This is a genomic window from Mycobacterium sp. 4D054, assembly GCF_052245755.1.
Taxonomy (GTDB): Bacteria; Actinomycetota; Actinomycetes; order Mycobacteriales; family Mycobacteriaceae; genus Mycobacterium.
Map to the genome: position 1 here is coordinate 71,819 of NZ_JBQQCF010000021.1, position 24,989 is coordinate 96,807.

The following is a 24,989-nucleotide window of genomic DNA, read 5'->3' on the forward strand; positions in this document are numbered from 1 at the left end:
CCTCGGCACACTATTGGTACAACACTAACAGTTTTGCTGGCACCGTAGGGGCCCGTGTGAGGCGTGCCGTCGGAAGGAGCGCGTTCCCGCTGGGCGGTTTCGCCGGCGGCGGCCAATGCCGGCCGCCGGCGAAACCAGTGCGGCTCAGCCTGGTCAGGGCACCGGGCGAAGGGCGTCGGCGTCAAGACGCACCCGGATCTCTTCCGCGGCCAGCGCCGCCTCATGCACAGCGTCGTGGATGTCGCGTGGGCGCACACAGTCGCCCACCTGATGAACCTCCAATGTGTGATCGCGGGCCATGAGGGACTCATAGAGCGAATTCTCGGCGACACGACCTCCGATGACGACCGAGTCCGCTTTGAGCGTCCGGTACTCGCCCTTCTGTTGGATGCGAACGAACCCGGTTCCGATCTCCTCGGTAGTGCTTTCGGGAAGGAACTCGACGTTCGGCAGCGCTTCGATCTGGGCTTGAAGAAGTCCGCGCGCTGGATTGTCCTTGTTCACTGCCAACTCCGCGTTCGGGTCGACCAAGGTGATGTGCGCACCGCTGGTGGCAAGGTGGAGCGTCAGGTAGCAACTTTCCGCGTCTGCTCCCGAGACGACGATGCTCCCGTCCCATTCCTGCGCCGGCCGGTTGAAGGCGTCGAAGAGCGTATAGCTGGGAACACCATGGTCACCGCCGGCGTAGTCATGCCCGCCCGCAGCGCCTGTGGCGATGACCACCGCGTCGACAGGCATGTTCAGCAGATCGTCAACTGTCACTTGCTGATTGAGACGCACGTCGACGTGTAGCTTGTCCATCTGATGCGTCAGCCATGTGACAAAGTACCCGTAATCTTCGGCCACCTTCGAGGCATGGTTGAGCTGCCCTCCCAACTGAGACGAGGCTTCGTAAAGGGTCACGTGGTGACCTTGACGCGCCAGAATGCGTGCGGCAGTCATCCCTCCGGGACCACCTCCCACCACGACAACATCGCGGCGTCGTCCGGCCGGCCGAATCGCGCGGGTTCGTTCGAAAGTCGTATGTGGATTAACGGCGCAATGTGCCACCTTGCGGCCAAAGAAGAGGTTCAAGCAGGTGTGGCATCCGATACAGCGGTTGATGTCGGCGGGCCGGCCTTCTTGAATCTTGCGCACGAAGTGTGGATCGGCATGGAAGGCGCGCGTCATCGAGATGTAGTCGAAATCTTCTCGCGCCATCACCTCTTCAGCGAAGTCGGGATCACCGAGCTTCTGGGTGACACTCACCGGAACGCGGCCTTGCACCGCTCGCTTCAACTCGGCCGCCATGGCAACGAATCCGCCGCGCCGCTGCTCTGGACCGTGGAAAATCTGACCGCCGGTCTCATAGATCCCACCCGTGACGTCCAACAGATCAATGCCTGCGTCAACGAGCCGCAGACAGAAAGGAATCGTGAGTTCGGGAGTGAGGCCTCCCTCCAGGAACTCGTCGAGCGAGATGCGGTATCCGATCGGGTAATCCGGACCCACAACCTCGCGGACCGCCGCGAGCACCTCTAGGGCCAGACGGGCACGGTTCTCTTCGCTTCCTCCGTACTCATCTGTGCGCTGATTGCTCCATGGCGACAGGAACTGGCCCAGCACGTAGCCGTGCGCGCCGTGCAGATGGATCATGTCCACTCCTGCGTCCACGCACCTCTGGGCGGCGCGCGCGAAGGCCTGAACGACTTCCCGGATGTCCTCGAGGGTCATCTCTCGCGGGATAGGTACCGGGTCGAAAAACGTGCACGGCACGACCGATGGCGCCAAGGGTTGCCGCAGGCTCGCCGTCGATGCTGACTGTCGGCCCGCGAAGTAGAGCTCCATCGAGAGTTTGGCACCCTCGTCATGCAGAAGGGTGGCGAGCCGAGTCAACTGCGGCACAACGTGGTCGTCGTGGCATCCGATCTGAAAGGGATTGCCCAACCCACGCGGATCGACATACGTCGATTCGACGTTGATGAGTCCGGCCCCGCCACGCGCACGCTCGACGACGTAGTCGATGTAGCGCTGATTCAAACTTCCATCCCGATTCGCCATGGCCTTTTCCATCGGGCCCGCGATGATCCGGTTCTTCGTACGCATCCCGTTGATTCGGCCTTCGCGCAGCAGCTGTCGATACTCCATGGTGAGCCTTTCTTTCTGGTCGGCTTCAAGCGGCACCGGCGCTGATGAGTGGGGGAAGGGGCTGTGGGCTGAAGCGCCGAGTACGCCTTAGATGTACCAGATATGTACCCGCCGCGGACCGTTTTCGGGCAAAACTTCTTTTCGGCCACCGTTCTGGCGCGAGCCCTTGACATCCGGTACATAAGTGGTACATCGTGTGATGGCGGACACACCGCCCGAAACCCTAGCCCGCGCCCCCCTTTTCTTCAACGAACCGCGGTAGCAACCTTCAAGGAGATGGCACGTTTATGAACCAGATCATGGCTCGACTGCACGAGGAGATCGCCGCGGGGCGCCCCATCATCGGCGCCGGAGCGGGCACCGGTATCTCGGCCAAATGTGCTGAGGCCGGCGGAGCCGATCTGTTGATCATCTACAACTCGGGTCGATACCGTATGGCCGGCCGTGGCTCGCTCGCTGGGCTTCTTCCGTACGGGGACGCCAACGCCGTCGTGGTGGACATGGCGCGGGAGGTCCTACCCGCGGTGCGCAATGTCCCTGTGCTGGCCGGGGTTTGCGGTACCGACCCCTTCAGGGACATGGACGTGTTCCTGCGGGAGCTGCAGCGGCTCGGCTTCGCCGGAGTGCAGAATTTCCCGACCGTCGGTCTGATTGATGGCGCCTTCCGGCAGAACCTCGAGGAAACCGGCATGGGCTTCGATCTCGAGGTGCAGATGATTGCCAAAGCTCATGGTCTCGGGCTTCTCACGTCGCCCTATGTCTTCGATCCCATCGACGCAGCGAATATGACAAGGGCCGGAGCAGACATTCTGGTCGCGCACATGGGTTTGACGACAGCAGGAACCATCGGTGCAAAGACGGCCAAGACGCTGGATCAATGCGTAGAGGAGGTCCAGGCGATCCGGGACGAGGCGGTCGCCATCCGGGATGACGTAGTTGTGCTGTGCCATGGCGGCCCCATCGCCGAGCCCGACGACATCAATTACGTTCTCGACCGCACCACCGGCGTGGCCGGATTCTTTGGGGCCTCGTCAGTCGAACGTATTCCCACCGAAATCGCAATCACCGAGAACATGCGGCTGCTCAAAACGCTTCGTAACGCGGCCTCGACCAACGGCTCACGCAAGTAAGCACGCCGACACCACTTTCGTACCAGCCGAACTCGAATCACTGAACCTGACCAATAAGCTTGGAGGAACCCCGATGTCGCAACGAGATCGCGATCCCGGACAATTCATCATTTCGCGGAGAAACATGCTTCGCGGCACCGCCGTTGCAGGAGGCGCCCTCGCCTTCGGTGGACTTCTGTCGGCATGCGGCGGTAGCAACACCACCCGTGCGGTACCCACCGCCGCCGAAGGTGTCGGCGAACACGGCTGGACGGTGACCGACCAGTTCTACACCCTCAACAACGCCTACTTCCAGGGCTGGTCGCAGGGTTCCGAAGAAGCCGCGGCGGTCTTCCGCATCACGCGTAAGCAGCAAGTCGACGAGTTCAACAACGAGAAGGTCATCGCCATGTACCAGGCGGCGCCTTCTCAGAAGGTCAATGCCATCAGCTCGATGTTGGCCGACCCGGGCATCTCCCCGGAAATCCTGCGTATGGCACAACGAGAGAACATCTTTACGGTGCTGGGGTGGAATCTTGCCCCGTGGACCACCCCGTTCGACATAGGCGACAAGTTCTACACGTTCGTCACACCGAACAACATCGTGGGTGCTCAGACTCTGGCCGAGAAGCTCTTCAAGAAGATGGGCGGGGCCGGAGAACTCATTCACATCACCGGTGTCCCCGGAAACAGTGTCGACATCACCCGCACCGTCGGCGTTGACGCCGCGCTGAAGAAGTTCCCGAACATCAATATGGTCGCCCGCCAGCCAGGTGAATTCGATCGCGGATCAACAACACCGGTGATCGAGTCGCTGCTCACCGCTCACCCGAACGTCAAGGGCATCTTCTGTCAGAACGACGACTCGGCCGTCGCGGTGGTCAATGCTCTCAACGCTCGCGGTATGACAGTGCCGGTCACCGGCATCGACGCGATACCCGACTTTCTCAAGGCGATGCAAAGCCGACCGGAAGTCGCCTTCGCGACATGGGCGCACCACGGCGCCTGGCTCGGCGCCGCGTTGATGGTCAAGGCATACGATGCACTCGCAGGGGTCAAACTCTCCGCGTCTGAGCGAATGATGTTCTCAGGCGGCTTCATCGTTGACACGGACAAAGCCGCCGATGCGTATCAGAAGCTGATGTACAGCGGCTCCCAGTTCCCGTTCGATTACGCGAAGATGTCCAAAGCCCTCCACCCCGATGACTGGGACCCACAAAATCTGATGGCGCCCATCGAGTTTGAGTCCTACTTCGCGCTACAGCGGCCGAAGCCTGCCGGCTACGTGATTCCGGAGGCGTACCGCCAGGCTTACGAAAGCGGCGAACTCGACCGCACCGCCGAACTGTACCGCAGCCATTACAAGTCCGATCCGTTTGCTGATGTCCGCAAGCTGTGCGGCGACGGCGGGGCCGAGCTCTCCCTCTGGGGCTGAAAGAGAAACGTGATGATGGTTTCCAGCAATGCCGACACCTTTGAACGCGGCGACGCTCCAAGCGCTGGGTTCTTGCTCGAGGTCAAAGGTCTGACAAGAACTTTCGGACCTGTGCATGCCCTCAAGAATGTCTCGTTCTCAGTTCGACGCGGGGAAGTGGTCGGCCTGATCGGCGAAAACGGGGCGGGCAAGTCGACCTTGCTCAACATCATCAGTGGCACCGACTCAGCCGACGCCGGCACATTGTCGATCCGTGGAAACACGGTGACAATGCGGTCGTACAAGGAGGCCAACAGTCACGGCGTGTTCCGAGTGTTCCAAGAGCTGGCCCTTTTACCCAACATGACGGTATGGGAGAACCTGTTCCTTGGGCATGAGTCCCTGTTCTCGCGAGCCGGGGTGCTCGACCGCAACGCGGCAATCCAGCACGCGCGCGAAATCATGCACGAATACGGCCATGACTGGATCGATGTGTCCGCCCGCGTCGGTGATCTACCGTTCCCGGCCCAACAGCTCGTGGAGATCCTGAAAGCCTTCGCGCTGGCACGCCTGCTCGGTTACGACGAGCCGATCGTGTTGCTCGATGAGCCGACGACCTCGCTGTCCGGGGAGGAAGTTGAATTCCTTCACCGACTGATCGACACCGTACGTCAGCAGAGCGCGATGGTTTTCGTATCTCACCGGCTACCGGAGCTCATTGGGTGGAGTGACCGCATCGTCATCATGAAAGACGGGGAGCTCGTCGGTGAAGCGGCCGCAGACGCTCTCACCGAAGACGAGTTGCACTACCGCATGGTGGGGCGAGAGCGCAAAGGGAGCTTCTACCGAGAGGACCGTCAACGCGAACCAAATGATGTTGAAGTGCTACGCGTCCAATCGCTCAGTGACGACAAGCATTTCCGCGATGTCAGCCTGTCTGTGAGGGAAGGCGAAATCGTGGGAGTTGCCGGGGTTCTGGGATCCGGCAAGAACCTTCTCGGTCGCGCCATCTTCGGTGGTTCGAAGATCAGCAGTGGCATTGTCGAGTACAAGGGTAAGGCTCTGTCTCAAGACTCTCCCCGGACCTCGGTACGCAAGGGCATCGGTTATGTCAGTGCGGACCGCAAACTCGACGGAATGATCGAGACCTTCTCTGTCGGGCAGAACATCACTGTCGGTAGTTACACCACCGTGGGAAAGCCGCTTGTCAAACGAAGGTCTGAACGTCGCACCGCCGTCGAACTCATCGCCAGGTTGCGCATCAAGACCAAGTCGCACAGCTCCCCCATCACATCTCTCAGTGGTGGCAACCAACAGAAGGCGCTACTCGCGAGGTGGCTGGCGACCGGAGCGGAGCTGCTCATTCTGGACAACCCGACCAGAGGTGTCGATGCCGGCGCCAAAGAAGAGATTTACGACGTAATGCGAGACCTGGCTGATAACGGCGTTGCCATCCTTCTCATTAGCGATGACCTGCTCGAAATCATTGGTCTATCCAACCGACTGGTCGTCATGAACAGCGGCGTCGTAACCGACACCCTACCCGCCGCCCCGGAGGCCAAGCCGTCCGAGGCGCAACTGATCGCAAGGATGGTGTGAAACCCATGACCTCGTTGAAACCTGTTGTTGAACAGCATGTTCCCGGAATCAAGACTGAATCAACGTCCACGCGTGAACGTGCCCTGAAGGTGATCGACAATCTCGGTCCCGCAGTTGTGCTTGCGGCGCTGATCGTCGGATTCGCATTGGCCAGTCCGGTGTTCCTGTCATTTCAGAACATGACGAACATTCTGAGTGCGTCGTCAGTCCTGCTGGTGATCACCCTGGCCTCGACCACGGTAATCCTCACCGGCAGCATCGATCTATCGGTGGGTTCCACACTGACGCTATGTGCTGTGGTCGGAGCAATGCTCGCTGAGTATGCCGGAACCAACACCCTCTTGCTGATGCTGCCCCTGCTCGGCCTGGTTTGCGGCCTTCTCAACGGCGCCGTGGTGTCGTTCGGAAAGCTGCCGTCATTCCTGGTCACGTTGGGCACACTTTTCGCATTCGACGGTCTCGCCAACTTCCTCTCCGGCGGTCAACCGATCACGCTGATGCCGGGTGGATTCGCGGATCTCTTCACGGGCAGGATCGCCGGTCTTCCGAGAATTGCCCTGTGGGCGATCGCGGTGCTCGTCGTGACGATTCTGGCCTATCGCTACACACGTTTCGGTCGCTACCTGTACGCGATCGGCGGAAATGAACGCACCGCCCGGCTCTGCGGGGTCCCCGTCACGCAAGTCAAACTCTATGCGTTCATGATCAGTGGCCTGCTCGTTGGCATCGCGGCGCTCCTCCAGCTCACGCGTGCGTCCAGCGCGAGCCCTGGGATGGGCGAGCCATTCCTGCTTTTGGCGATCGGGGCCACCGTCATGGGCGGAACGGGTCTTGCCGGCGGCACTGGTGGCGCCGCCAACTCCATTATCGGCGTTCTGGTGATTGCGATCCTGAACAACGGTATGGTCCTGACCAACGTCAACCCCCACCTGCAGAACGTGGTGATGGGCATCGTTGTCGTCATCGCAGTAGCCCTCACTATGCACCGTCGTAGGCCAGACGTCGTGAAATAGTCGGCCCCGCAACGGTTTACGTGACGTGCGCAATGCATGAACTCCGTCGCCTCGAAAGGGGTTTCGATAACTGAACTCTCGACGAAATTCTGCGATTCAATCGCTCGCCAAAATTGAGAAGAAACAGATATGAAAGGGATAATCATGGCTAACCTGCAGGGAAAGGTCGCCTTCGTCACCGGCGCGGCACGCGGTCAGGGACGGGCTCACGCACTGGCACTCGCGGAGGCCGGCGCCGACATCGTCGCCATCGACATCGTCGACGACATCAGCACAGTGCCCTACGAACTCGCCAATGATCACGACTTCCAAAGTGTGGCCAAGGAGGTCGAGGCACTGGGCCGGGGCGCGGTGTTCGTCAAGGCCGATGTCCGTCAGCAGGCGGAAATCGATGCCGCCGTGCAGCAGGGCATCGACCAGTTCGGCCATATCGACATTCTGGTGGCCAATGCCGGCATCTACTCCCAGGCCAACTTCTGGGAGATGACCGACGACATGTGGCAGGACATGATCGATGTGAATCTGACCGGCGTGTGGCGTAGTGCGAAGGCCGTGGCTCCGCACATGATCGAGCGTCAGTCCGGTGCAATGGTTCTCACCTCGTCAGTGAACGGATTTCAACCCGGGTACCAGTTGGCCCACTATGTGGCAACCAAACACGGTGTCATCGGCCTGACGAAGAACTTCGCAAACGAGCTGGCCCCCTACAACGTTCGGTGCAACGCGGTATGCCCGGGAGCCATCGACACGACCATGCTGAACAATCCTCCGCAGTACGAGCGATTCGCAGGAAAGGCGGATGGTACTCGCGAGGAGGCGTGGGAGAGCGTGCGCCACTTCCACCTGCTCAAGAATCGATCGATGCTTCCCGCGGATGCCGTGAGCAAGGGCATCCTGTACCTCGTGAGCGACGACGCTGAGCATGTCACGGGTATCGCGCTGCCGGTCGATGCAGGTCACCTGGCTATGGATGGATACAACCCGTACCCGTTCAAGTAAGCCAGCGTTCTCGGTCAGCTCAAGACTGACCCGGACGCCGACGACGAAATCTCCGGAGCAGGAATCCCCGCTCCGGAGATTTCGTCGTGGTACCCCCACACCGAACCTGGCAAGTCGGTGAATTCTCGTCAGGGCATCTGGTCAGACCGCTGATCGGCGCGCACACTCGAGGTGTCGCCAATTTAGGGAGCCGCGATGAGCGAGCAACGGTATGACTTCTTCGGCGAGGTCTTCCGACGGTATTTCCGCCCCGCGATGGACGCCTACCCCAGGTGGGACGGGGGACCGGTGAAGAGAATGTTCACGTTGACCGACGCCGTTCAGGACCCGCTGGAACAGGGCCGCCGCGAGGCAGTGGCCTGGGGGCACGCCGAGGTCGGTCACGGCCGGTTCGTCGCCGAACTGTTCGTCGTCACCCAGCAGGGACTGATCTATGGCGCCGAGCTGAACAATCCCCCGCACGCGCTGTACTACCTGGCCACGCCGCCGGCGTTGTTCGATCCGCTCGTCGATCAGGCCGAACAGGCCGACCTGCCGGACAGCACGGTGGTGGTCGTGGACAGCGGAGTCGGTCACGACCTCGCATCGGCGCACCCGATGGACGCCGCGCTGCGCCGCATCCTCGACGAGCACTGGGCGCTGCGCGTCGAGCTCACCCCGGCCGCCCCGGGCTAACGTCCCGCGGGCCCGCCGCGATGACACAGGCATGACCCGGTTGCGAGCTCCTGGCGCGGTGGCGGCCGCGCTGACCGTGCCGTGGCTGACGGTGGCCGCCGCGCATGCCGACACCTACGCGGAGCTGCCACCGGTTCCGGTAGTGGCGTCCCCGGCCTGCGCGGGCACCGTCAGCGGCGAGGCGCAGGTGGCACCGGTCCAGACCTACGATCGGGTGGAGAACGGCGTCCGGGTCTCGATCAACTACGACGCCGGCATCTACGACGGATCCTGCTCGCTGACCGTGACCGCCGGGTGGTCCAATCTCGACACCGGAGCCTCCGGTAGCGGGGAGATCACCGCCGTCTCGACGATCGACGGGCACTACGGCTTCATCGGGTACGCCAACACCATGTTGGAAACGGGCAGCGGCACGGTTCTCGTCACGCTCAGCTCGCACCCCGGAGCCGAAATGCTGGTCAGCGCCTAGGGTGGCAGTCCGGGCGTGCATGAAATACCCTGATTACCAGCATGTTTCAAGTCCCGCCGGTCTGGGTCCGGCCGGGAGGAATCGCCGGTGCACGGTGACGACGGCGTCTTCACGCCGCGAATCGGCCCTGTGCGCGCGGTGGGCGTCTATGGTGGGGCACATGGCCGAGTTGGTCGACCTGCTCTCCGAAGACCGCGTTGCCCTTGACGTCCCCGCCGAGAGCTGGCGGGCGGCGATCACCGCGGCCGGCAGGCTGTTGGAACACGCGGGCATCGCCGAGACCGCCTACACCGACTCGATGATCGCGAATGTCGAAGCCAACGGCCCCTACATCGTGGTGGCACCGGGTTTCGCGTTCGCGCACGCACGGTCCTCGCCGGCCGTCCACCGCACCGGCATGTCCTGGGTCCGTCTGGCCGACCCGGTGGCGTTCGGGCACAAGACCAATGACCCGGTGACACTGGTGGTGGCGCTGGCCGCCAGCGACGCCGGTGCGCATACCGCGGCGATGGCGCAACTGGCCAAGGTGCTCGGGGATCCGGCCCGGCGCGCAGCGCTGGATTCCGCGGCGACACCGGCCGAGGTCCTGGCGGCACTGGGCGACCCGCGCTCGGCGACCGGGAACGCGGCGCCGGCCAAGACCAACAACCTGATCCTCACCGTGTGCGGAAACGGTCTGGGCACCAGCCTTTTTCTGAAGAACACGCTCGAGCAGGTGCTGCAGACCTGGGGCTGGGCGCCCTTCATCACCGTCGAGGCCACCGACACGATCTCGGCGAAAGGCAAGGCCAACAGCGCCGACCTCATCCTGACCTCAGGCGAGATCGCCCGGACCCTCGGAGACGTCGGGGTGCCCGTCAAGGTGATCGACAACTTCACCTCCACCTCCGAAGTGGACGGCGCACTGCGCGATTCCTACGACGTCTAGGAGCCCGATGAACTGGCTGGTCGGCACCGCCGAATTCCTGGTCAACGAAATCCTCTCCGTCCCGGCCTATCTGATCGGCATCATCACCGCGATCGGCCTGATCGCACTGCGCAAGTCCGCCGGGCAGGTGATCGGCGGAGCACTCAAGGCGACCCTGGGCTTCCTGCTGGTCAGCGCGGGCGCCACCCTGGTGGTCAGCTCCCTGGACCCGCTCGGGGTGATGATCCAGGGCGCCGCGGGCACCCAGGGCGTGGTCCCCACCAACGAGGCGATCGTCGGTATCGCGCAGGAACAGTACGGCGCCCAGGTGGCGTGGCTGATGATCCTCGGGTTCGCCGTGAGCCTGCTGCTGGCCCGGTTCACGCCGCTGCACTACGTGTTCCTCACCGGCCACCACACGCTGTTCATGGCGACGCTGCTGACCATTGTGCTGGCCACCGCCGGCTTGGACACCCCGGTCGTGATCCTGCTCGGCGGCTTCCTGCTGGGTGTGGTGATGGTGTCGCTGCCGGCCCTGGCCCAGCCCTGGACCAAACGGATCACCGGCGACGACAGCATCGCGATCGGTCACTTCGGCACCCTGGGTTATATCGCCTCCGGTGTCACGGGCCGGTTCGTGGGCGGCAGCAAGAGCCGGTCGACCGAAGACCTCAAACTCCCGGAAACGCTGCGTTTCCTGCGTGATTCGATGGTCGCTACCGCGTTGTCGATGGTGCTGATGTACCTGGTGGTGTCGCTGATCTACCTGGTCAGAGCCGGCCGGGATACCGCGTTCGCCGCGTTCGCCGACGACACCGGCGCCGGCGCCGCCGTCGATGTCGGCAACTACCTGATGAAGGGCGTCACCGAGGGCCTCAGCTTCGGCGTGGCCGTCGCGGTGATCCTGTTCGGGGTGCGGACCATCCTCGGCGAGCTGGTGCCGGCGTTCCAGGGCATCGCCGAACGGGTGGTCCCGGGAGCGGTGCCCGCACTGGACGCCCCGATCGTGTTCCCGTACGCCCAGAACGCGGTGCTGATCGGTTTCGTCTCGAGCTTTGTCGCCGGCCTGGTCGGCCTGGCGGTGCTGTCGGTGTGGCTCGGACCCGCGTTCGGCTGGGTGCTGGTGCTGCCCGGCCTGGTACCGCACTTCTTCACCGGCGGCGCCGCAGGGGTGTACGGCAATGCCACCGGCGGCAGACGGGGCGCGATCGCCGGCGGTTTCGTCAACGGGCTGCTGATCACATTCCTGCCTGCGTTGCTGGTGCGTGTGCTGGGAGCATTCGGTGAGGAGAACACCACCTTCGGCGACACCGACTTCGGTTGGTACGGAATCGTTCTGGGCAACGCCGCCAAGCTGGGCACGGTGTGGGGCATGGTGTCGATGCTGATGATCGGCGGGATCCTGCTGGGACTGGCGATCGCGGTGCAGAAGCGGCTGGTCGACACCGACTGGGATCCTGCCCCGGGGCGTCCGGCTCCGGCCGGCGCGGGGGCAGGTGCGGGGTCCGGGGGCGAGCATCCCGGGGCCCGCAGCTACCCCAAGATCGCACCGCCGGTCGGCGCACCACCGCCCCCGCCGGCGCCCCGCACCTGACGGTCGGCACCGCCGCTCACTGGGCCCCACTCCCTATGGAGCGGGTGCGCCTGCCGGCTCGACGTGGATGAAGGTCTCGGTGTGCGGCAGTGCTGCGTCGATGTCGGCTTCCAGCCGGTCGGCGAGGTCGTGTGCCGCCTGCACGGTCCACTGCCCGGGCACGGTGACGACAACGAAAACGAGACGCTGGCGGCCGGATTCGACCGTGCGCAGCGGCGCGAACTCGATGGGATACGCGCAGCGGTATCGGTCCAGGACCGCGTCCACCGCGGCGTGATCGTCGTCGGGGAGGGCGGCGCTGAGCAGACTGCTCATCGAGCCGCGCAGTAACCGGTAACCCGTCCAGAGAATGTTGACCCCGACCGCCAACGCGACGATCGGATCGAGTGGGTACCAGCCCGTCAGCGCGACAAGGGAGATGCCTACGATCACGCCGGCGGAGGTCCATACATCGGTCATCAGGTGCTTGCCGTCGGCGACGAGGGTGGCCGAGCGATGTTGTCGGCCCACCCGGTGCAGGGTGACCCCAACGACGAGGTTGACCACTGCCGCGACGGTGGACAGGGCCAGCCCCAATCCGGGCTGGACTAGCGGCGCGGGGCTCATCAGGCGTTCGACGGCGCTCCAGATGATCGCCGTGGCGGCCACGAAGATCATCGCGCCCTCGACCAGAGCTGACAGGTACTCGGCCTTGCCATGACCGAAGTGGTGGTCGGCGTCGCGCGGGCGGGCCGCTACCCGCAGCGCCCACAGCGCCACCACGGCCGCAACAAGATTGACACCGGATTCCAACGCGTCGGACAGGAACCCGACCGAACCGGTGACCACGGCGGCAGCCGCCTTCAGCGCCATGGTCACGAGTGCGGCGGCCAGGCTCAGCAGCATGAAACGTGACAGCAGACGGTGCTCCTGCTGCTTGGACAACGGAATCGCAGTCATCTCCGGCTCATCCGATCTCTCGCGGGGCCGCCGCCGCGGAAGGCGCGCGCGCAGCACCAGCTTGCGGAGTTCATCGAACCACAGCACCAAGCCAAGGCAGCCGCTAAGGTTTCCCGACCGCCCGGCCCAGGTACCGCGCGAGGAAACGTTCGATCGCGCGATACATCTCGATCACGTTCTCGGGGTTCACCGCGCCGTGGCCCTCATCGGCCTGGACCAGGTATTCGACCTCGACACCGCGGGCGCGCAGTGCGTCCACCAGGTTGTCGGACTCGGCCTGCACGACCCGGACGTCGTTGGCGCCCTGGATCACCATCAGCGGGGTGCGGATCTGATCCACCTTGGTGATCGGGGAGCGCGCCATCATGTCCGCCAGCTGTTCGGGGTCGTCGGGATCGCCGACGTAGCGGTGCCAGTTGTTGGCCAGGTGCGGCCGCGCCACCGGCGGCAGGGTCCGCATGAAGTTCGCCAGATCACTGATGCCGACGTAGTCGACGGCGGCGGCGAACACGTCCGGGGTGAACGTGACGCCGACCAGCGCCGCGTAACCGCCGTAGGAGCCGCCGAGGATGGCGACCCGGTCTCGGTCGGCGTAGCCCTGCTCGACCGCCCAGTTCACCCCGTCGATCAGGTCGTCGTGCATCCTGCCCGCGAACTCGCCGATCGCGGCCTTGAGGAACGACTTGCCGTAGCCGAGCGACCCCCGGAAGTTGACCTGCAGCACCGCATATCCGCGGTTGGCCAGCAGCTGCACGCCGGGGTGATAGTCCCAGCTGTCGCGGTACCACGGTCCGCCGTGCACCATCAGGACTAGCGGCAGCCCCTTCGGCGGCACCCCGAGCGGCAGGGTCAGATACGAGTGCAGGGTCAGGCCGTCCCGTGACGTGATCGCCACCGGCTGCATCGGGGCCAACTGGTCGGGATCGAGATGCGGGAACGGCCGGTACAGCAGCCGGCTCACGCCGGTCTCATGGTCGTAGAGGTAGGTCACGTGGGGATCCTGGTCGTGGGTGAAGCTGACGACCCACCGCCGGCCGGCCTCGTCGGAGGTGATCCGGCCGATGTCACCGTCGGAGAGCTTCTCCAGCTTCGAGAGAACGTCGGCGAATCGGGGATTGAGCGCGTGAATGACCTGTCGCTCGCGGGCGTAGCGTACGCCGAGCAGTTCGCCGGTCCGACGGTCCTGGATCAGCGGCTGCGACATGAACGGGTTGACCACGCCGCGGTGATCGAGATCGAACTGGGGGTGACTGTCGACCTCGGCTTCCTGGCCGGTGGCCAGATCGATCCGGACCAGGCGGGAACGGTCGCTGCCGCGGTAGGACCCCATCCAAACCCCCGTGCCGTCGGGGGTCAGCACGAGCGGATGGATGCCGACGGGATGGTCGGATCCGTCGAAGGTCGTGATGGACCGCAATGTCGCTGACTCGCTGTCCCAGCGCGACAGATCGAGATTGCCGTCCGGCGTCAGCGATGTCGCGAACAGACGCCCGTTGTCGCTGCGCAGCCAGTTCGACGCGGTTCCCGGGTTCTCGGCGAGCAAGGTCAGATCGCCGGTGGCGATATCGAGTTCATAGACGTCGAACAACTGCGCGTTGCGCTGGTTCGTGATGACCGCGACCTTGCCGTTCTTGACGTCCCCGATCGGCGAGGCGATGACGCCGGGAAAAGGGGTGAGGTCGACGGTGGCACCGGCCGGAGCGTCCAGGTCGATGCGGTGGATGTGCCAGTTCTCGTCGCCGTCGGTGTCCTGCAGGTAGATGATCCAGCGCGGATCGTCGGTCCAGTCGAAGTGATGCACGCTGCGGCGGTCATCGCTGGTGACACAGCGCGCTTCGCCGTCGGAGTCGATGTCCTGGACCCACACGTTGAGCCGGTTCCGCCAGGGCGCGAGAAATGCGATGCGCGATCCGTCGGGGGAGATCGCCGCGCCGGCGCGGGTGGGCGGGTTGAAGAAGTCCTCCACCGAGATGTACGCGGGCTGTGTCATGAAAACCTTTCTGAGTAGGCAGGCAGCGTCATTCCCGCGGCCGGGTCAAGCCCTCGGACGGAGTGACGTGCCTATGCGATTGTGGTGCTTCGGATTTCGATCAGGTGTCGACGGGACCACCGAAACGGCCGTTGGTGGCGTCCCTGACGGCACGGTCGATCAGGTCCAGGGCCTCTTCCTGGCTGACCGTCTCGTCTTCGAGGATGACCCTGCGGCCCACGTCCTCGTCGATGACACGGAACGCCCCGGTCACCGCGGCGGCGCACAGGCGGACCGTGAGGTGTTGCTGCGGCAGCTGAAGCCGTTCGGCGACAACAGGAATGAAGTCGCGCTCCATCTGGTCGTGCACCATCAGATACGAAGTCCGCAGCGCGGGCTCGTCCACCGAGACGGCGGTGATGCGCAGCGCGCGCCGCACGTCGGCGATCTCCTCGTCGTCCAGCGGGTTGGCCGCGGTGTAGGCCGCCATGTGGTCGGCCAAGGACAGCTCGGCCGGCCACTGGTGTGCCAGCGTGAGGAAACGCTGCGCCGACAACGCCAGCACGGGCTCCACACAGGCCTCCTTACTGCGGAAGTACCGCCACACCGTGCGAGTGGAAAGCCCTGCCGCCGAAGCGATGTCGTCACCGCTTGTCGCAGAGACGCCTTGCTCCCAGAACAGGTCGCACGCGTGCCGGGACACCTCCAGGCGCGCCAGCGCCTGCTTGTCGTGGGTGTCGATGACCGCTACCTCCTTGTCACTTAGTGACAGCACCCACTGTGTCACTAAGTGACAACGCCGTCAAGGGCAGGTGCGCCGGAGGTGACCGCACCTAAAGGGCAGCGCTAACCTTCCGGACATGACTGATGCCACGCTGACCGATTCCGTTGCGAGCGCGGGGGCCGCCGTCGAAAAGGCGGTTGCGGTGTTCATGCTGCATCCCGAGACCTTCGGCGGGAGCGTCGCAGCCGGCTACCAGAACCCGCTGGCGGGCTACATCGCCGGGCGCGGCGGAGTGCTGGGCGAGGCCACCGGCAGGACGGTGGCCGCGGTGTTCGCCGTCTTCGAACCGACCGGTGTGGCCGCGCTGTGGGACGAGGGTGTCGCGGTGCGCGGCGCAGCCGGCGCGGCGCAGACCTACTGGGAGCAGACCGCCGAGTTCGGGCGCAAGTACCTGTCCGGCGCCTCCGGGCTGGACCGCATCGCGGCGCTGGGGGAGAAGCTCATCGCGGCGACGCCGATCGCGGCCCTACCGCTGTTTGCCGGCTGGCGTGAGATGCCGTTGGCCGAGGACGCCCCCGCCCGGGCGCTGCAGGTGATGTTCGTGCTGCGGGAACTGCGGGCCGGGGTGCACTTCAACGTCCTGTCGCTGTCGGGGATTACACCGATCGAGGCGCACATGCTCAACAAGGGCCCGCAGTACGCGGCGATGTTCGGCTGGCCCGAACCGTTCGCCGACGGTGCGGACAAGAAGGATCGGTACGACGAGATCGAAGAGGCGACCAACCGGCGGATGGCCGACCTCTTCACCGAGGCGCTGGACGCCGAGGAGGCCGCCGAGTTCGCCCGGCTCGCCACCGAGGCGTTGGCGACCTTGAAGGCCAACGTGCCGGCCTGACCTAGCCTGCCGCGGTCGCCACGGCGGCGCGCACAGTCGGCCGTAGCGTGTGGCACAGAACGAAAGCGCCCTCCAACGCGGTGAGCGTGATCATCGCCGGCCGCCGGCTCTCCTCTTCGCCGACACCGACCAGGCCGAACCGTGCCGCGAGACCTGTCGCGCATCGAGTGCCGGAAGCATACCGTTTCGGTAGGTAGAACGAGCTATCCAGGAGGGGCGAATGCGCACCGTCGACGTGCCGGCTGGATCGATCGCCTACGGAGACACCGGAGGGGACGGACCGGTCCTGGTGTTCGGACACGGGCTGCTCATGGACGGGCGGCAGTGGCGCAAGGTCATCCCGCTGCTGCCGGGCTACCGGTGCATCACGCCGACCCTGCCACTGGGTGCGCACACGATGCCGATGGTTGACGACGCCGACCTCACACAGACCGGCGTCGCGGGCATCCTCGCCGACTTCCTCGATGCGCTCGACCTCGACGATGTGACCCTTGTCCTCAACGACTGGGGCGGAGGACAATTCGTGATCAGCGAAGGTCGCGACGAGCGCGTCGGGCGACTGGTGCTCGCTTCCTGCGAAGCCTTCGACAACTTCCCGCCCGCGCCGGCCCGCCCCGCCGCACTGCTGTGCCGACTGCCCGGCGGTGGCTGGGTACTGAGCAGGCTGCTCGGCACCCGTTTCTTCCGACACAGCCGCCGGGCGTACGGAGCGATGGCCAAGAACGGGATCCCGGACAGTCTGTTCGACGAGTGGTTCGGTCCCGCCGCGCGCAACGCCGCAATACGTCGCGACCTGGTCAAGTTCGCCACGGGCGCGCCCCCGCGTCGCCGCCTACTCGAAATGTCACAAAAATTGGCGGGTTTCGGTCGGCCGGTGCTCGTCGTGTGGGCGCGCGAGGACCGGATGATGCCGCTCGCGCATGCCGATCGGCTGGTCGAGCTCTATCCCGACGCGCGCAAGGTGATCGTTGACGACTCCTGGACGTTGATACCCGAGGACCAACCGGCGATCATGGCGCAGCTGCTGCGGGACTTCGTGGGCTGACCCATCGCGAGCAGACACAAACTCGCATCATTTCGGCGTCTCCCGTGCGAGTTTGTGTCTGCTCGCGATACTCACGGCGGCGGCGCACACGGCTAAGACGGATTCGAAAAGCCCGGTGGCCGAGGCGCGTTGAGCTGGTAGCGGACGCCGAGCATCCGAATCACGAAGCACACCGCCGCCGCCCCGAGCGCGGCGGCCAGTCCATAGACATCCAGGCCGATGGCCGCCACGGTGATCGCGGCGGCCACCAGCGCCGGAATCGCGTACAGCTCGCTCCGCAGCACCGTCGGGACCTGCCCGACCAGGGAGTCACGAATGGTGCCGCCGCCGACCGCGGTGATCACGCCGAGCAGCACCGCGGGGCCGGCCCCGAGGCCGAACTCCACCGCCTTGCTCGCGCCGATCACGGCGAACACGCTCAACCCGACGGCGTCGAGGACCGTGATCGACATGCCGAGCCGGTCCAGCCAGTGATTGAGCACGAACGCGATGAGCGCACCGCAGACCGCGAGGGTGAAGTACGGCCAGTACAGGAACGTCGCCGGCGGCACCGCGCCGATCAGCACATCGCGGATCACCCCGCCGCCTAACGCGGTCATCATGCCGAGGGTCACCACGCCGACCACGTCGAGATGGGTCACCCGCAAGGCCGTCAGCGCCCCGTTCAGCCCGAACACGAACGTGCCGGTCAGGTCGAGCGCAAACAACAGCGGCGGTTGGGTGTTCACCCGTCCTGCCTATCACGCGCGGCCCGTACGCTGAGCAACGATGCGGGAGGGAGGCGATGCGATGAGCTCCGCGGAGGAGGAACCGGACTACCGCTTCACGCTGGCCAACGAGCGCACCTTCCTGGCGTGGATCCGCACGGCTCTGGCGTTGATCGCCGGCGGCATCGCCGTGGTCCAGTTCGTGCCGTCGTTCGGGATCCCCGGCGTACGGCACGGTCTCAGCGTGGTGCTGACCGCCGGCGGCGGGGTGCTGGCCATATTGGCGGTGCGCCGCTGGCAGCGCGTGCAGGCGGCCATGCGCCGCGATGAGGAGCTGCCGCCGACCCATATCCCGGTGCTGCTCGGCGGCGCGATCTTCATCGTGACGCTGGCGGTCCTCGCGGTGCTGGTGATCTGGCCGCCAACCGGACAGTGAGATGCCCCGCCGCGAACCCTCCAAGCCGGGCCTGCCCGCCGAGCGCACGTTGCTGTCTTGGGAGAGAAGCTCATTCGGGTTTCTCGTGGGCGGAGCCCTGGTGCTGCTGCGTCAGCACGGACCGCTCGGGCCCGGACGGATCCTGCTCGCCTTCACCGCGGCGCTGCTCGCGCTGCTGGTGCTGGCGCTCGGCTACCGCCGGTCGCGCAAGATCAGGGACAGCCCGGTCGTCGCCGGCCGGGTGGTCACCGGGGCGCCGCAGGCGGAGGTGCTGCTGATCGGCAGCGCCACGGTGGTATTCGCCGCCGCTGTCCTCGGCGCATTGTTGTTCGCGATCAACTGACCAGACCGAGTTTCTCCGCCTGCTCGAACGCGTCGTCGACGAGGACCACCGTGCGGCCGGGTCGGTCGATCATCGAGGCGGCAATCGAGGAGCGGTATCCGGAGGCGCAGTGCACCCAGACCTCGCCGTCGGGTACATCCTGGAGGCGCTTGCTCAGCTCATGCAGCGGGATGTTGACCGCGCCGGGGATGTGCCCCTCGGCGAACTCGCCGCTCTGTCGGACGTCGAGGACGGCCGGTCGCTGCCCGCGGTTGGCCTCGCCCAGCGCGGCGAAGTCGGCGACGCGGTAGGACCGCAATGGCGTGCCCGCGGCCAGCGCGCCGATGTCGCCGACCGCGGAGCCCGTGAGGTTGTCCACCCCGATTCGGGCGAGTTCCCTTCGTGCATCGGCGATCTGGTCGACCTCATCGCCGATGAGCGTCAGCGGTGACCCCCACGAATACAGCCACCCCAGATAGGTGACGAAGGAGTCCGACAACTCGAAGCCGAGCGTGCCGCCGAGATGCCCGGCGGCGAACGCGGTGCGGTTGCGCAGGTCCACCACCCATTCGCGGGCTTCGATACGGCGCCGCAGTTCGTCGGGATCGACCGGTTCGGGCAGCGACAGGTCGACGGGCTGCGGGCCGGCGGTGTTGATGACGCCCATGTGCGCGTAATACGCGGGGTAGGCGCCCAACCCGGCGATCAGTTCGTCGACATAGCTCTGCTCGTCCTGGGTGAGCGCCGGATTGGTCTGGCGTTGATCGGCGATCGTGGAGGAATCCCCGCTGGCAGGGGTGGCCGAGCAGAAGCTGCCGAAACCGTGGGTGGGGTACACCTGGGTGGTGTCGGGCAGTTCGGCGGCGAGCCGACGCACCGAATGGAACTGTGCGTGGCTGAGTTCCTGGGTGTGCTCGGCGCCGAGCAGGTCTGTGCGCCCGGTCGTGCCGTGCAGCATCGACCCGCCGGTGAACACCCCGACCACCGAATCACCGGAATCACGCGCCACGTAACTGACGTGGTGATGGGTGTGGCCGGGGGTGTGCATCACCTGCAGCCGGACCGGGCCGGCGTCCACCACGTCGCCGTCGCTCACCGCGCGGCGCCGGTATCCCACGTCGTCGCCGGCGGGCACCACGTACTCGGCGCCGGTGACGCGGGACAGCTCCAGGCCGCCGGTCACATAGTCATTGTGGATGTGCGTCTCGAGGACATGGGTGATCCGCACCGCGCGCTCGCGGGCCAGATCGAGCACCCGGTCGATGTCGCGTTGCGGGTCGACCACGACGGCGGTGCCGTCGGCGCTGATCAGGTAACTCCGGTCACCCAGGCCCGAGGTCTCGATGATCGCGACGTCCACGGTTGAGTCCATGTCGAATCGACGTTCCTAACGGTTGTTGGCGGATTCCAGTGCTTCGATCGCGGCCCGCAGCTTGGCGGCGGCCTCGTCGGCCACCTCGCGTAGCCCCGGCTGATCCGAGACCTGGACCATGATCTGCGGGTCCATCGCGTCGACGATCACCGTGTCGCCGCCGGCCGAGGTGTCGGCGCGGACAGCGACGTTGCAGGGCAGCAGCAACCCGATCTGGCGATCGGCGTTGACCGCTCGATGCGCCAGCGGCGGATTGCACGCCCCGAGGATCAGGTAGTCCTCCATGTCCTCGCCCAGCTTCGCCTTCAGGGTGGCTTTCATGTCGATCTCGGTGAGCACACCGAAACCCTGGTCCGCCAACGCTTTCCGGGTGCGTTCCACCGCATCCTCAAACGTTGTGTGCAGCGTGGTCGACAATGCGTAACCCATGATTTTTCCGATCTGTTGGTTTTCAGGCCAGAGCCAGGAACAGCTTCTCCAGCTCGGCCTCGGACATCGGCTTCTGGCCGTCGGCGGCTTCTCCGGTCAGGCATTCCCGCAACCCGGTGGCGACAATCTTGAAGCCGGCCTTGTCCAGCGCTCTAGACACCGCCGCCAGCTGCGTGACGACGTCCTTGCAGTCCCGGCCCTGTTCGATCATCGAGATCACCCCGGCAAGCTGACCCTGCGCCCTGCGCAGCCTGTTGAGCACCGCGGCGATCGCGTCTTCGTCACCAACCATGGCGCATCTCCTTTCATCGGACGTTACAGCGATGGTACCCGCGGGGGTATTCCCCGCGTCACGCCGGCGCGCCCCGCGAGGCCCCGACGCCGGTGATCCGACGCAGCGGGCAATGCCCGTACCGGCTGCAGGCGAGCGTCATGAGCGCGGCGGCCGCGGTCGATGCCGCCGCGGCGATCCCGACGCCGATGTGGATCTCCTGGGCCAGGATCACCGACGACATCGCCAGCACGAACCAGCCAAACGCCTTGCGCAGCGAATCGGGGTTGACCATCGCGGCCAGCCGCGCGCCGATCAGTGCGCCTACCACGGCCGCGGCCGTCACGGCCAGCGCCACCGTCCAGTCGATCTGCACGCTGGACAGGTATCCCCCCAGACCCGCGAACGACTTCATCGCGATCACGATCAACGAGGTTCCGACCGCGACCGGCATCGGCAGTCCGCCGAGCAGCGCAAGTGCGGGCACCACGAGGAAGCCGCCGCCGGCGCCGACGAGGCCCGTGACCAGGCCGACCACCAGGCCCTCGGCGATGATCGTGGGAACGGGCAGTCGATGGGTGCCCTCGGCAATCTGAACGTTCTTCCGCCCGCGCAGCATGGCGACAGCGGTGGCGATCATCATCAACGCGAAGCCGATGAGCAGCACGGTGCCCGGGATGAAGCGGGCCAGCAGGCCACCACCATAGGCGCCGGCCATACCCGCGGCCCCGAAGATCAGCCCGGTCCGCCATTGCACACGCCCGGCCCGGGCGTGTGAGACGGCGCCGATGGCACTGGTGACACCGACGACCAGCAGTGAGGTGGCGATGGCCTGTTTGGCGTCCATGCCGGCCACGTAGGCCAGCAGCGGGACGGTCAGGATCGAGCCGCCGCCCCCGAGCAGTCCCAGCGCGACACCGACGAACACGGCCAGGCCGATGGCGAGCGCGATCATCGCTCGACCAGCTGGCTGACGATGGTCTGGGCGTCGCACGAGGCGCCTCGGTTGTACGGCAACTTCGACAGCAGCATGCCCATCGCGCAGGTGTTGGACACGCCCGCGAACGTCAGTCCGCCGCCGACCGCGCCGGCCACCCACTTCAGCTTCGGGGCGGCGATGCTGCCCAGGATGGTCGACAGCACGATCGAGCCGGCCACGAACCGGACCTGACGCTCCAGATCCCAACGCGCAGCGCCGCGGTTCACCGCGAATCCCTCAGCCTCCCAGGCGGTGATTCCGCCGTCGAGGATGTGCATGTTCGACAGGCCGGCGTTGCGCAGAGTCTCCTCGGCCTGGGCGGCGCGCTGGCCGGACCGGCAGACCAGGACCACGTCCTCGTCGAGGTGCTTGATGATCCCATCGCGGTGCTCACGCAGCAGGTCCAGCGGCACGTTGTAGGCCCCGGCGATATGGGCGGTCTCGAACTCGCCCGGGGTGCGCACGTCGAGCACCCGCGGCGGGGCGGCCGACCCGAGCATCCGGTTCAGGTCGTGGGAATCGATGGTGGCGAGTGCGGTCATTCTTTGAGTCCTTTCCTCTGAGCGGCTCGGATCTGCCGATACCACGGGGGGTATGCTGACCGCCATGGTACACATACCCCCAGGGGTACGTACCAGATGCAATTCTTATACCCCATGGGGTACTTGACATACCCATGGGGGTATCGGCAGTCTGGAATGCAGAAGGTCGGACCCAGCTACCGAATGAAAGGACCACCGTCATGAAGTTCATCCAGTACTACCTGGACTGCCTGTCCCACGCGTCCTATCTGATCGCCGACGAAACCACCGGGCGCGCAGTCGTTGTCGACCCGCAGCGGGACGTGGCCGAGTACCTGTCCGACGCCGAGGAGTTCGGCTACACGATCGAACTCGTGATCGAGACGCACTTCCACGCCGACTTCCTGTCCGGCCACCTGGAGCTGGCCAAGGCGACCGGCGCCAAGATCGTGTACTCCTCGGTCGCCGAGACCGAGTTCGACTCGATGGGCGTGGCCGACGGAGAGCGCTACTCGCTGGGCGAGGTGACGCTGGAGTTCCGGCACACTCCCGGCCACACGCCGGAGTCGATGAGCATCGTGGTGTACGAGCACGCCGACGACGAGGTGCCCCACGGGGTGCTGACCGGCGATGCGCTGTTCATCGGTGATGTCGGCCGTCCCGACCTGCTGGCCTCGATCGGGTTCAGCCGCGAGGAGCTGGCCGAGAAGCTCTACGACTCGCTGCACCACAAGCTGATGACGCTGCCCGACGCCACCCGGGTCTACCCGGCCCACGGCGCGGGCTCGGCCTGCGGCAAGAACCTGTCGACCGATCTGTGGTCGACGATGGGCGAGCAGAAAGAGACCAACTACGCGCTGCGCGCGCCCGACAAGGACACGTTCATGGCGCTGGTCACCGAAGGTCAGCCGCCGGCGCCGAGCTACTTCGTCTACGACGCGATCCTCAACCGTAAGGACCGGGAATTGCTGGACGAGACCAAGATGCCGGCAGCCATGACCTACGAGCAGGTGCGTGACGCGATGGCCGGCGGCGCGGTCCTGGTCGACGGGCGCGGACCCGAGGAGTTCGCGATGGGCCACCTGCGCGGCGCGATCAACATCGGGCTGGAGGGCCGCTACGCCGAGTTCGCCGGATCGGTCGTCCCCACCGACGTCGACATCGTGCTGTTCACCGAACCGGGCCAGGAGCTGGAAGCCAAAACCCGCCTCGCCCGCATCGGATTCGACCGGGTCATCGGCTATCTGGATCGCCCGTTCGAGGTGATGTCCGCCCATCAGGACGACGTCCAGAGGGCGTCGCGGCTGACGGCCAAGGCCTTCGATCAGCGCGCCGCGGAACTGGCCGACCTGCAGGTCGTCGATGTCCGCAACCCGGGTGAGGTGGCCGCGGGGACCATCCCGGACGCGCTCACCATCCCGGTGGGCCAGCTGCCGGCCAGGCTGAGCGAACTGGATCCGGCCAAACCGACCGTCGTGTACTGCGCCGGCGGATACAGGTCCTCGGTGGCCGCAAGCCTGTTGCGGCGCAATGGTTTCACCGACGTCAGCGACATCCTGGGCGGATTCGGCGCCTGGGAAGAGTCCCGGCAGAACGCCTGAGCATGCCGTAGTCCGCGGCGACCGCGCCGAGGTTCACACCATGCAACATGTGCGGTATCCCAACGTGTTCAGCCTCGGCGACGCCGGATCGTCCCCGAACTCCAGGGCCGGTGCCGCGATCCGCCGACAGGCGCCGGTGGTGGTCGAGAACATCGCCTCCCTGCTGAAGGACCGTCCACTGACTATGACCTCAACCTCACGCCGTCGTTCCCGCTGATCAACCCGACCAAGCCGCACCGGGGCTACTGGTACCTGAAGAAATACGGCCTGCCGTTCATGTACTGGAACCTGATGCTCAAGGGCCTGGCCTGACGGTTCGATCCCCACTGCCACACACGGACACTCGAGAAAGGAAACGTCAATGGCGACCACAAGCCTGACCTACGACGACTTCGAGTCCACCATCACCGGCAACGCGATTGTGCTGGTTGACTTCTGGGCCTCATGGTGCGGCCCGTGCCGCGCGTTCGCCCCGGTGTACGAGCGGTCATCCCAAGCGCATCCCGAGGTCGTGTACGCCAAGGTCGACACCCAGCACGAACGCGACCTGGCCGCCACGCTGGAGATCACGTCGATCCCGACCGTGATGGCCTTCCGGGACGGCGTACTCGTCTACCGGCAGGCCGGCGCCATGCACCCCGCGGCGCTGGAGGACCTGATCGACCGCGTCAAGGCGCTCGACATGGATGATGTCCGCGCCAAAATCGCCGCCCGCAAGGCCGCCGCCCAGGTGTAGCGGTGGAGGTCCTGTTGCCTCATGTCAAGATGCGCGCGAAGGCTGATTCGTTGCCTCACGTGAACGTGCGCGCTTGGTGACTGGGGCCTTAGTGGCGGGACCAGCTTTGCTGGTGGTGATCGTCAAGAGCTGGGCGG

At 65.4% G+C, this 24,989-nt stretch carries 25 protein-coding genes and 1 pseudogene; 16 read left to right on the forward strand and 10 right to left on the reverse strand.

Going from position 1 to position 24,989, the window contains the following annotated elements; genetic code table 11:
- Window positions 1-153: 153 nt before the first annotated feature.
- Complete coding sequence (locus ACTWP6_RS16680; RefSeq protein WP_260756022.1) at window positions 154-2,163, reverse strand: FAD-dependent oxidoreductase; 2,010 nt, start codon at window positions 2,161-2,163, stop codon at window positions 154-156.
- A 251-nt stretch (window positions 2,164-2,414) separates the two neighbouring features.
- On the opposite strand from ACTWP6_RS16680, the gene ACTWP6_RS16685 reads away from it, so the two are divergent.
- The 9 genes from ACTWP6_RS16685 to ACTWP6_RS16725 all read left to right on the forward strand — a co-directional run bounded on the left by ACTWP6_RS16685 (window position 2,415) and on the right by ACTWP6_RS16725 (window position 11,906).
- Window positions 2,415-3,257, forward strand: a complete 843-nt coding sequence (locus ACTWP6_RS16685) for a phosphoenolpyruvate hydrolase family protein (protein ID WP_443188278.1) — start codon at window positions 2,415-2,417, stop codon at window positions 3,255-3,257.
- A gap of 73 nt (window positions 3,258-3,330) precedes the next feature.
- On the forward strand, window positions 3,331-4,671 hold the full coding sequence (locus ACTWP6_RS16690) for a sugar ABC transporter substrate-binding protein (protein WP_443188279.1): 1,341 nt from the start codon (window positions 3,331-3,333) through the stop codon (window positions 4,669-4,671).
- A 12-nt stretch (window positions 4,672-4,683) separates the two neighbouring features.
- The gene (locus ACTWP6_RS16695) at window positions 4,684-6,249 is read left to right on the forward strand and encodes a sugar ABC transporter ATP-binding protein (protein ID WP_443188280.1); all 1,566 of its coding nucleotides are present in this window, start codon (window positions 4,684-4,686) and stop codon (window positions 6,247-6,249) included.
- A gap of 5 nt (window positions 6,250-6,254) precedes the next feature.
- A complete protein-coding gene (locus ACTWP6_RS16700; protein ID WP_443188281.1) occupies window positions 6,255-7,262 on the forward strand; it encodes an ABC transporter permease in 1,008 nt (335 codons plus the stop codon).
- Window positions 7,263-7,391: 129 nt separating this feature from the next.
- Window positions 7,392-8,261: a mycofactocin-coupled SDR family oxidoreductase gene (locus ACTWP6_RS16705; protein WP_313901358.1), complete on the forward strand. Its 870-nt coding sequence runs from the start codon at window positions 7,392-7,394 to the stop codon at window positions 8,259-8,261.
- Between the two features lie 195 nt (window positions 8,262-8,456).
- The gene (locus tag ACTWP6_RS16710; protein WP_260756014.1) at window positions 8,457-8,936 is read left to right on the forward strand and encodes a glucose-6-phosphate dehydrogenase; all 480 of its coding nucleotides are present in this window, start codon (window positions 8,457-8,459) and stop codon (window positions 8,934-8,936) included.
- 31 nt (window positions 8,937-8,967) lie between these two features.
- The gene (locus ACTWP6_RS16715) at window positions 8,968-9,405 is read left to right on the forward strand and encodes a hypothetical protein (RefSeq protein WP_260756013.1); all 438 of its coding nucleotides are present in this window, start codon (window positions 8,968-8,970) and stop codon (window positions 9,403-9,405) included.
- A 160-nt stretch (window positions 9,406-9,565) separates the two neighbouring features.
- Window positions 9,566-10,333: a PTS sugar transporter subunit IIA gene (locus tag ACTWP6_RS16720; protein ID WP_260756012.1), complete on the forward strand. Its 768-nt coding sequence runs from the start codon at window positions 9,566-9,568 to the stop codon at window positions 10,331-10,333.
- A gap of 7 nt (window positions 10,334-10,340) precedes the next feature.
- On the forward strand, window positions 10,341-11,906 hold the full coding sequence (locus ACTWP6_RS16725) for a PTS ascorbate transporter subunit IIC (RefSeq protein ID WP_443188282.1): 1,566 nt from the start codon (window positions 10,341-10,343) through the stop codon (window positions 11,904-11,906).
- 33 nt (window positions 11,907-11,939) lie between these two features.
- On the opposite strand, the gene ACTWP6_RS16730 is transcribed toward ACTWP6_RS16725, so the two are convergent.
- The 3 genes from ACTWP6_RS16730 to ACTWP6_RS16740 all read right to left on the reverse strand — a co-directional run bounded on the left by ACTWP6_RS16730 (window position 11,940) and on the right by ACTWP6_RS16740 (window position 15,589).
- Entirely contained in the window at window positions 11,940-12,845 is a 906-nt protein-coding gene (locus ACTWP6_RS16730; protein WP_260757871.1) for a cation diffusion facilitator family transporter, read from the reverse strand.
- A gap of 103 nt (window positions 12,846-12,948) precedes the next feature.
- On the reverse strand, window positions 12,949-14,835 hold the full coding sequence (locus ACTWP6_RS16735; protein ID WP_443188283.1) for an alpha/beta fold hydrolase: 1,887 nt from the start codon (window positions 14,833-14,835) through the stop codon (window positions 12,949-12,951).
- A 100-nt stretch (window positions 14,836-14,935) separates the two neighbouring features.
- Window positions 14,936-15,589 (reverse strand): TetR/AcrR family transcriptional regulator, encoded by a 654-nt coding sequence (locus tag ACTWP6_RS16740; RefSeq protein WP_443188284.1) that lies wholly within the window; start codon window positions 15,587-15,589, stop codon window positions 14,936-14,938.
- 85 nt (window positions 15,590-15,674) lie between these two features.
- Here ACTWP6_RS16740 and ACTWP6_RS16745 point away from each other — a divergent pair, with 85 nt between their 5' ends.
- Together ACTWP6_RS16745 and ACTWP6_RS16750 are read left to right on the forward strand one after the other, a co-directional pair.
- Window positions 15,675-16,433 (forward strand): SCO6745 family protein, encoded by a 759-nt coding sequence (locus ACTWP6_RS16745; protein ID WP_443188285.1) that lies wholly within the window; start codon window positions 15,675-15,677, stop codon window positions 16,431-16,433.
- 220 nt (window positions 16,434-16,653) lie between these two features.
- Window positions 16,654-17,478 (forward strand): alpha/beta fold hydrolase, encoded by an 825-nt coding sequence (locus ACTWP6_RS16750; RefSeq protein WP_443188286.1) that lies wholly within the window; start codon window positions 16,654-16,656, stop codon window positions 17,476-17,478.
- Window positions 17,479-17,570: 92 nt separating this feature from the next.
- Here the strand turns inward: ACTWP6_RS16750 and ACTWP6_RS16755 are convergent, their stop codons facing one another.
- Complete coding sequence (locus ACTWP6_RS16755; protein ID WP_443188287.1) at window positions 17,571-18,206, reverse strand: trimeric intracellular cation channel family protein; 636 nt, start codon at window positions 18,204-18,206, stop codon at window positions 17,571-17,573.
- A gap of 61 nt (window positions 18,207-18,267) precedes the next feature.
- Here ACTWP6_RS16755 and ACTWP6_RS16760 point away from each other — a divergent pair, with 61 nt between their 5' ends.
- Together ACTWP6_RS16760 and ACTWP6_RS16765 are read left to right on the forward strand one after the other, a co-directional pair.
- On the forward strand, window positions 18,268-18,621 hold the full coding sequence (locus ACTWP6_RS16760) for a YidH family protein (RefSeq protein WP_443188288.1): 354 nt from the start codon (window positions 18,268-18,270) through the stop codon (window positions 18,619-18,621).
- A gap of 1 nt (window position 18,622) precedes the next feature.
- Window positions 18,623-18,964 (forward strand): DUF202 domain-containing protein, encoded by a 342-nt coding sequence (locus ACTWP6_RS16765; RefSeq protein ID WP_443188289.1) that lies wholly within the window; start codon window positions 18,623-18,625, stop codon window positions 18,962-18,964.
- Here the strand turns inward: ACTWP6_RS16765 and ACTWP6_RS16770 are convergent.
- From ACTWP6_RS16770 to ACTWP6_RS16790, 5 genes are read right to left on the reverse strand one after another with little or no spacing between them, the layout of a single operon-like run.
- Entirely contained in the window at window positions 18,957-20,303 is a 1,347-nt protein-coding gene (locus ACTWP6_RS16770; protein ID WP_443188294.1) for an MBL fold metallo-hydrolase, read from the reverse strand. The genes ACTWP6_RS16765 and ACTWP6_RS16770 overlap by 8 nt on opposite strands.
- Before the next feature lie 27 nt (window positions 20,304-20,330).
- Window positions 20,331-20,744, reverse strand: a complete 414-nt coding sequence (locus tag ACTWP6_RS16775) for a DUF302 domain-containing protein (protein WP_443188290.1) — start codon at window positions 20,742-20,744, stop codon at window positions 20,331-20,333.
- 22 nt (window positions 20,745-20,766) lie between these two features.
- Window positions 20,767-21,036: a metal-sensitive transcriptional regulator gene (locus ACTWP6_RS16780; RefSeq protein ID WP_260756003.1), complete on the reverse strand. Its 270-nt coding sequence runs from the start codon at window positions 21,034-21,036 to the stop codon at window positions 20,767-20,769.
- Window positions 21,037-21,094: 58 nt separating this feature from the next.
- Window positions 21,095-21,970, reverse strand: coding sequence for a sulfite exporter TauE/SafE family protein (locus ACTWP6_RS16785; protein ID WP_443188291.1), 876 nt, complete (start codon window positions 21,968-21,970; stop codon window positions 21,095-21,097).
- Window positions 21,967-22,536 carry a rhodanese-like domain-containing protein gene (locus tag ACTWP6_RS16790; protein ID WP_260756001.1) on the reverse strand — a complete coding sequence of 190 codons (570 nt, stop codon included), beginning with the start codon at window positions 22,534-22,536 and terminating at the stop codon, window positions 21,967-21,969. Before ACTWP6_RS16790 ends, ACTWP6_RS16785 begins: the two co-directional genes overlap by 4 nt.
- Window positions 22,537-22,736: 200 nt before the next feature.
- Here ACTWP6_RS16790 and ACTWP6_RS16795 point away from each other — a divergent pair, with 200 nt between their 5' ends.
- The 3 genes and pseudogenes from ACTWP6_RS16795 to trxA all read left to right on the forward strand — a co-directional run bounded on the left by ACTWP6_RS16795 (window position 22,737) and on the right by trxA (window position 24,852).
- Entirely contained in the window at window positions 22,737-24,116 is a 1,380-nt protein-coding gene (locus ACTWP6_RS16795; RefSeq protein ID WP_443188292.1) for an MBL fold metallo-hydrolase, read from the forward strand.
- A pseudogene (locus ACTWP6_RS16800) lies at window positions 24,061-24,428 on the forward strand (pyridine nucleotide-disulfide oxidoreductase); the annotation flags it as partial. The gene ACTWP6_RS16795 and the pseudogene ACTWP6_RS16800, both read left to right, overlap by 56 nt.
- 49 nt (window positions 24,429-24,477) lie before the next feature.
- Window positions 24,478-24,852, forward strand: a complete 375-nt coding sequence (gene trxA / locus ACTWP6_RS16805) for a thioredoxin (protein ID WP_260755998.1) — start codon at window positions 24,478-24,480, stop codon at window positions 24,850-24,852.
- Window positions 24,853-24,989 lie beyond the last annotated feature (137 nt).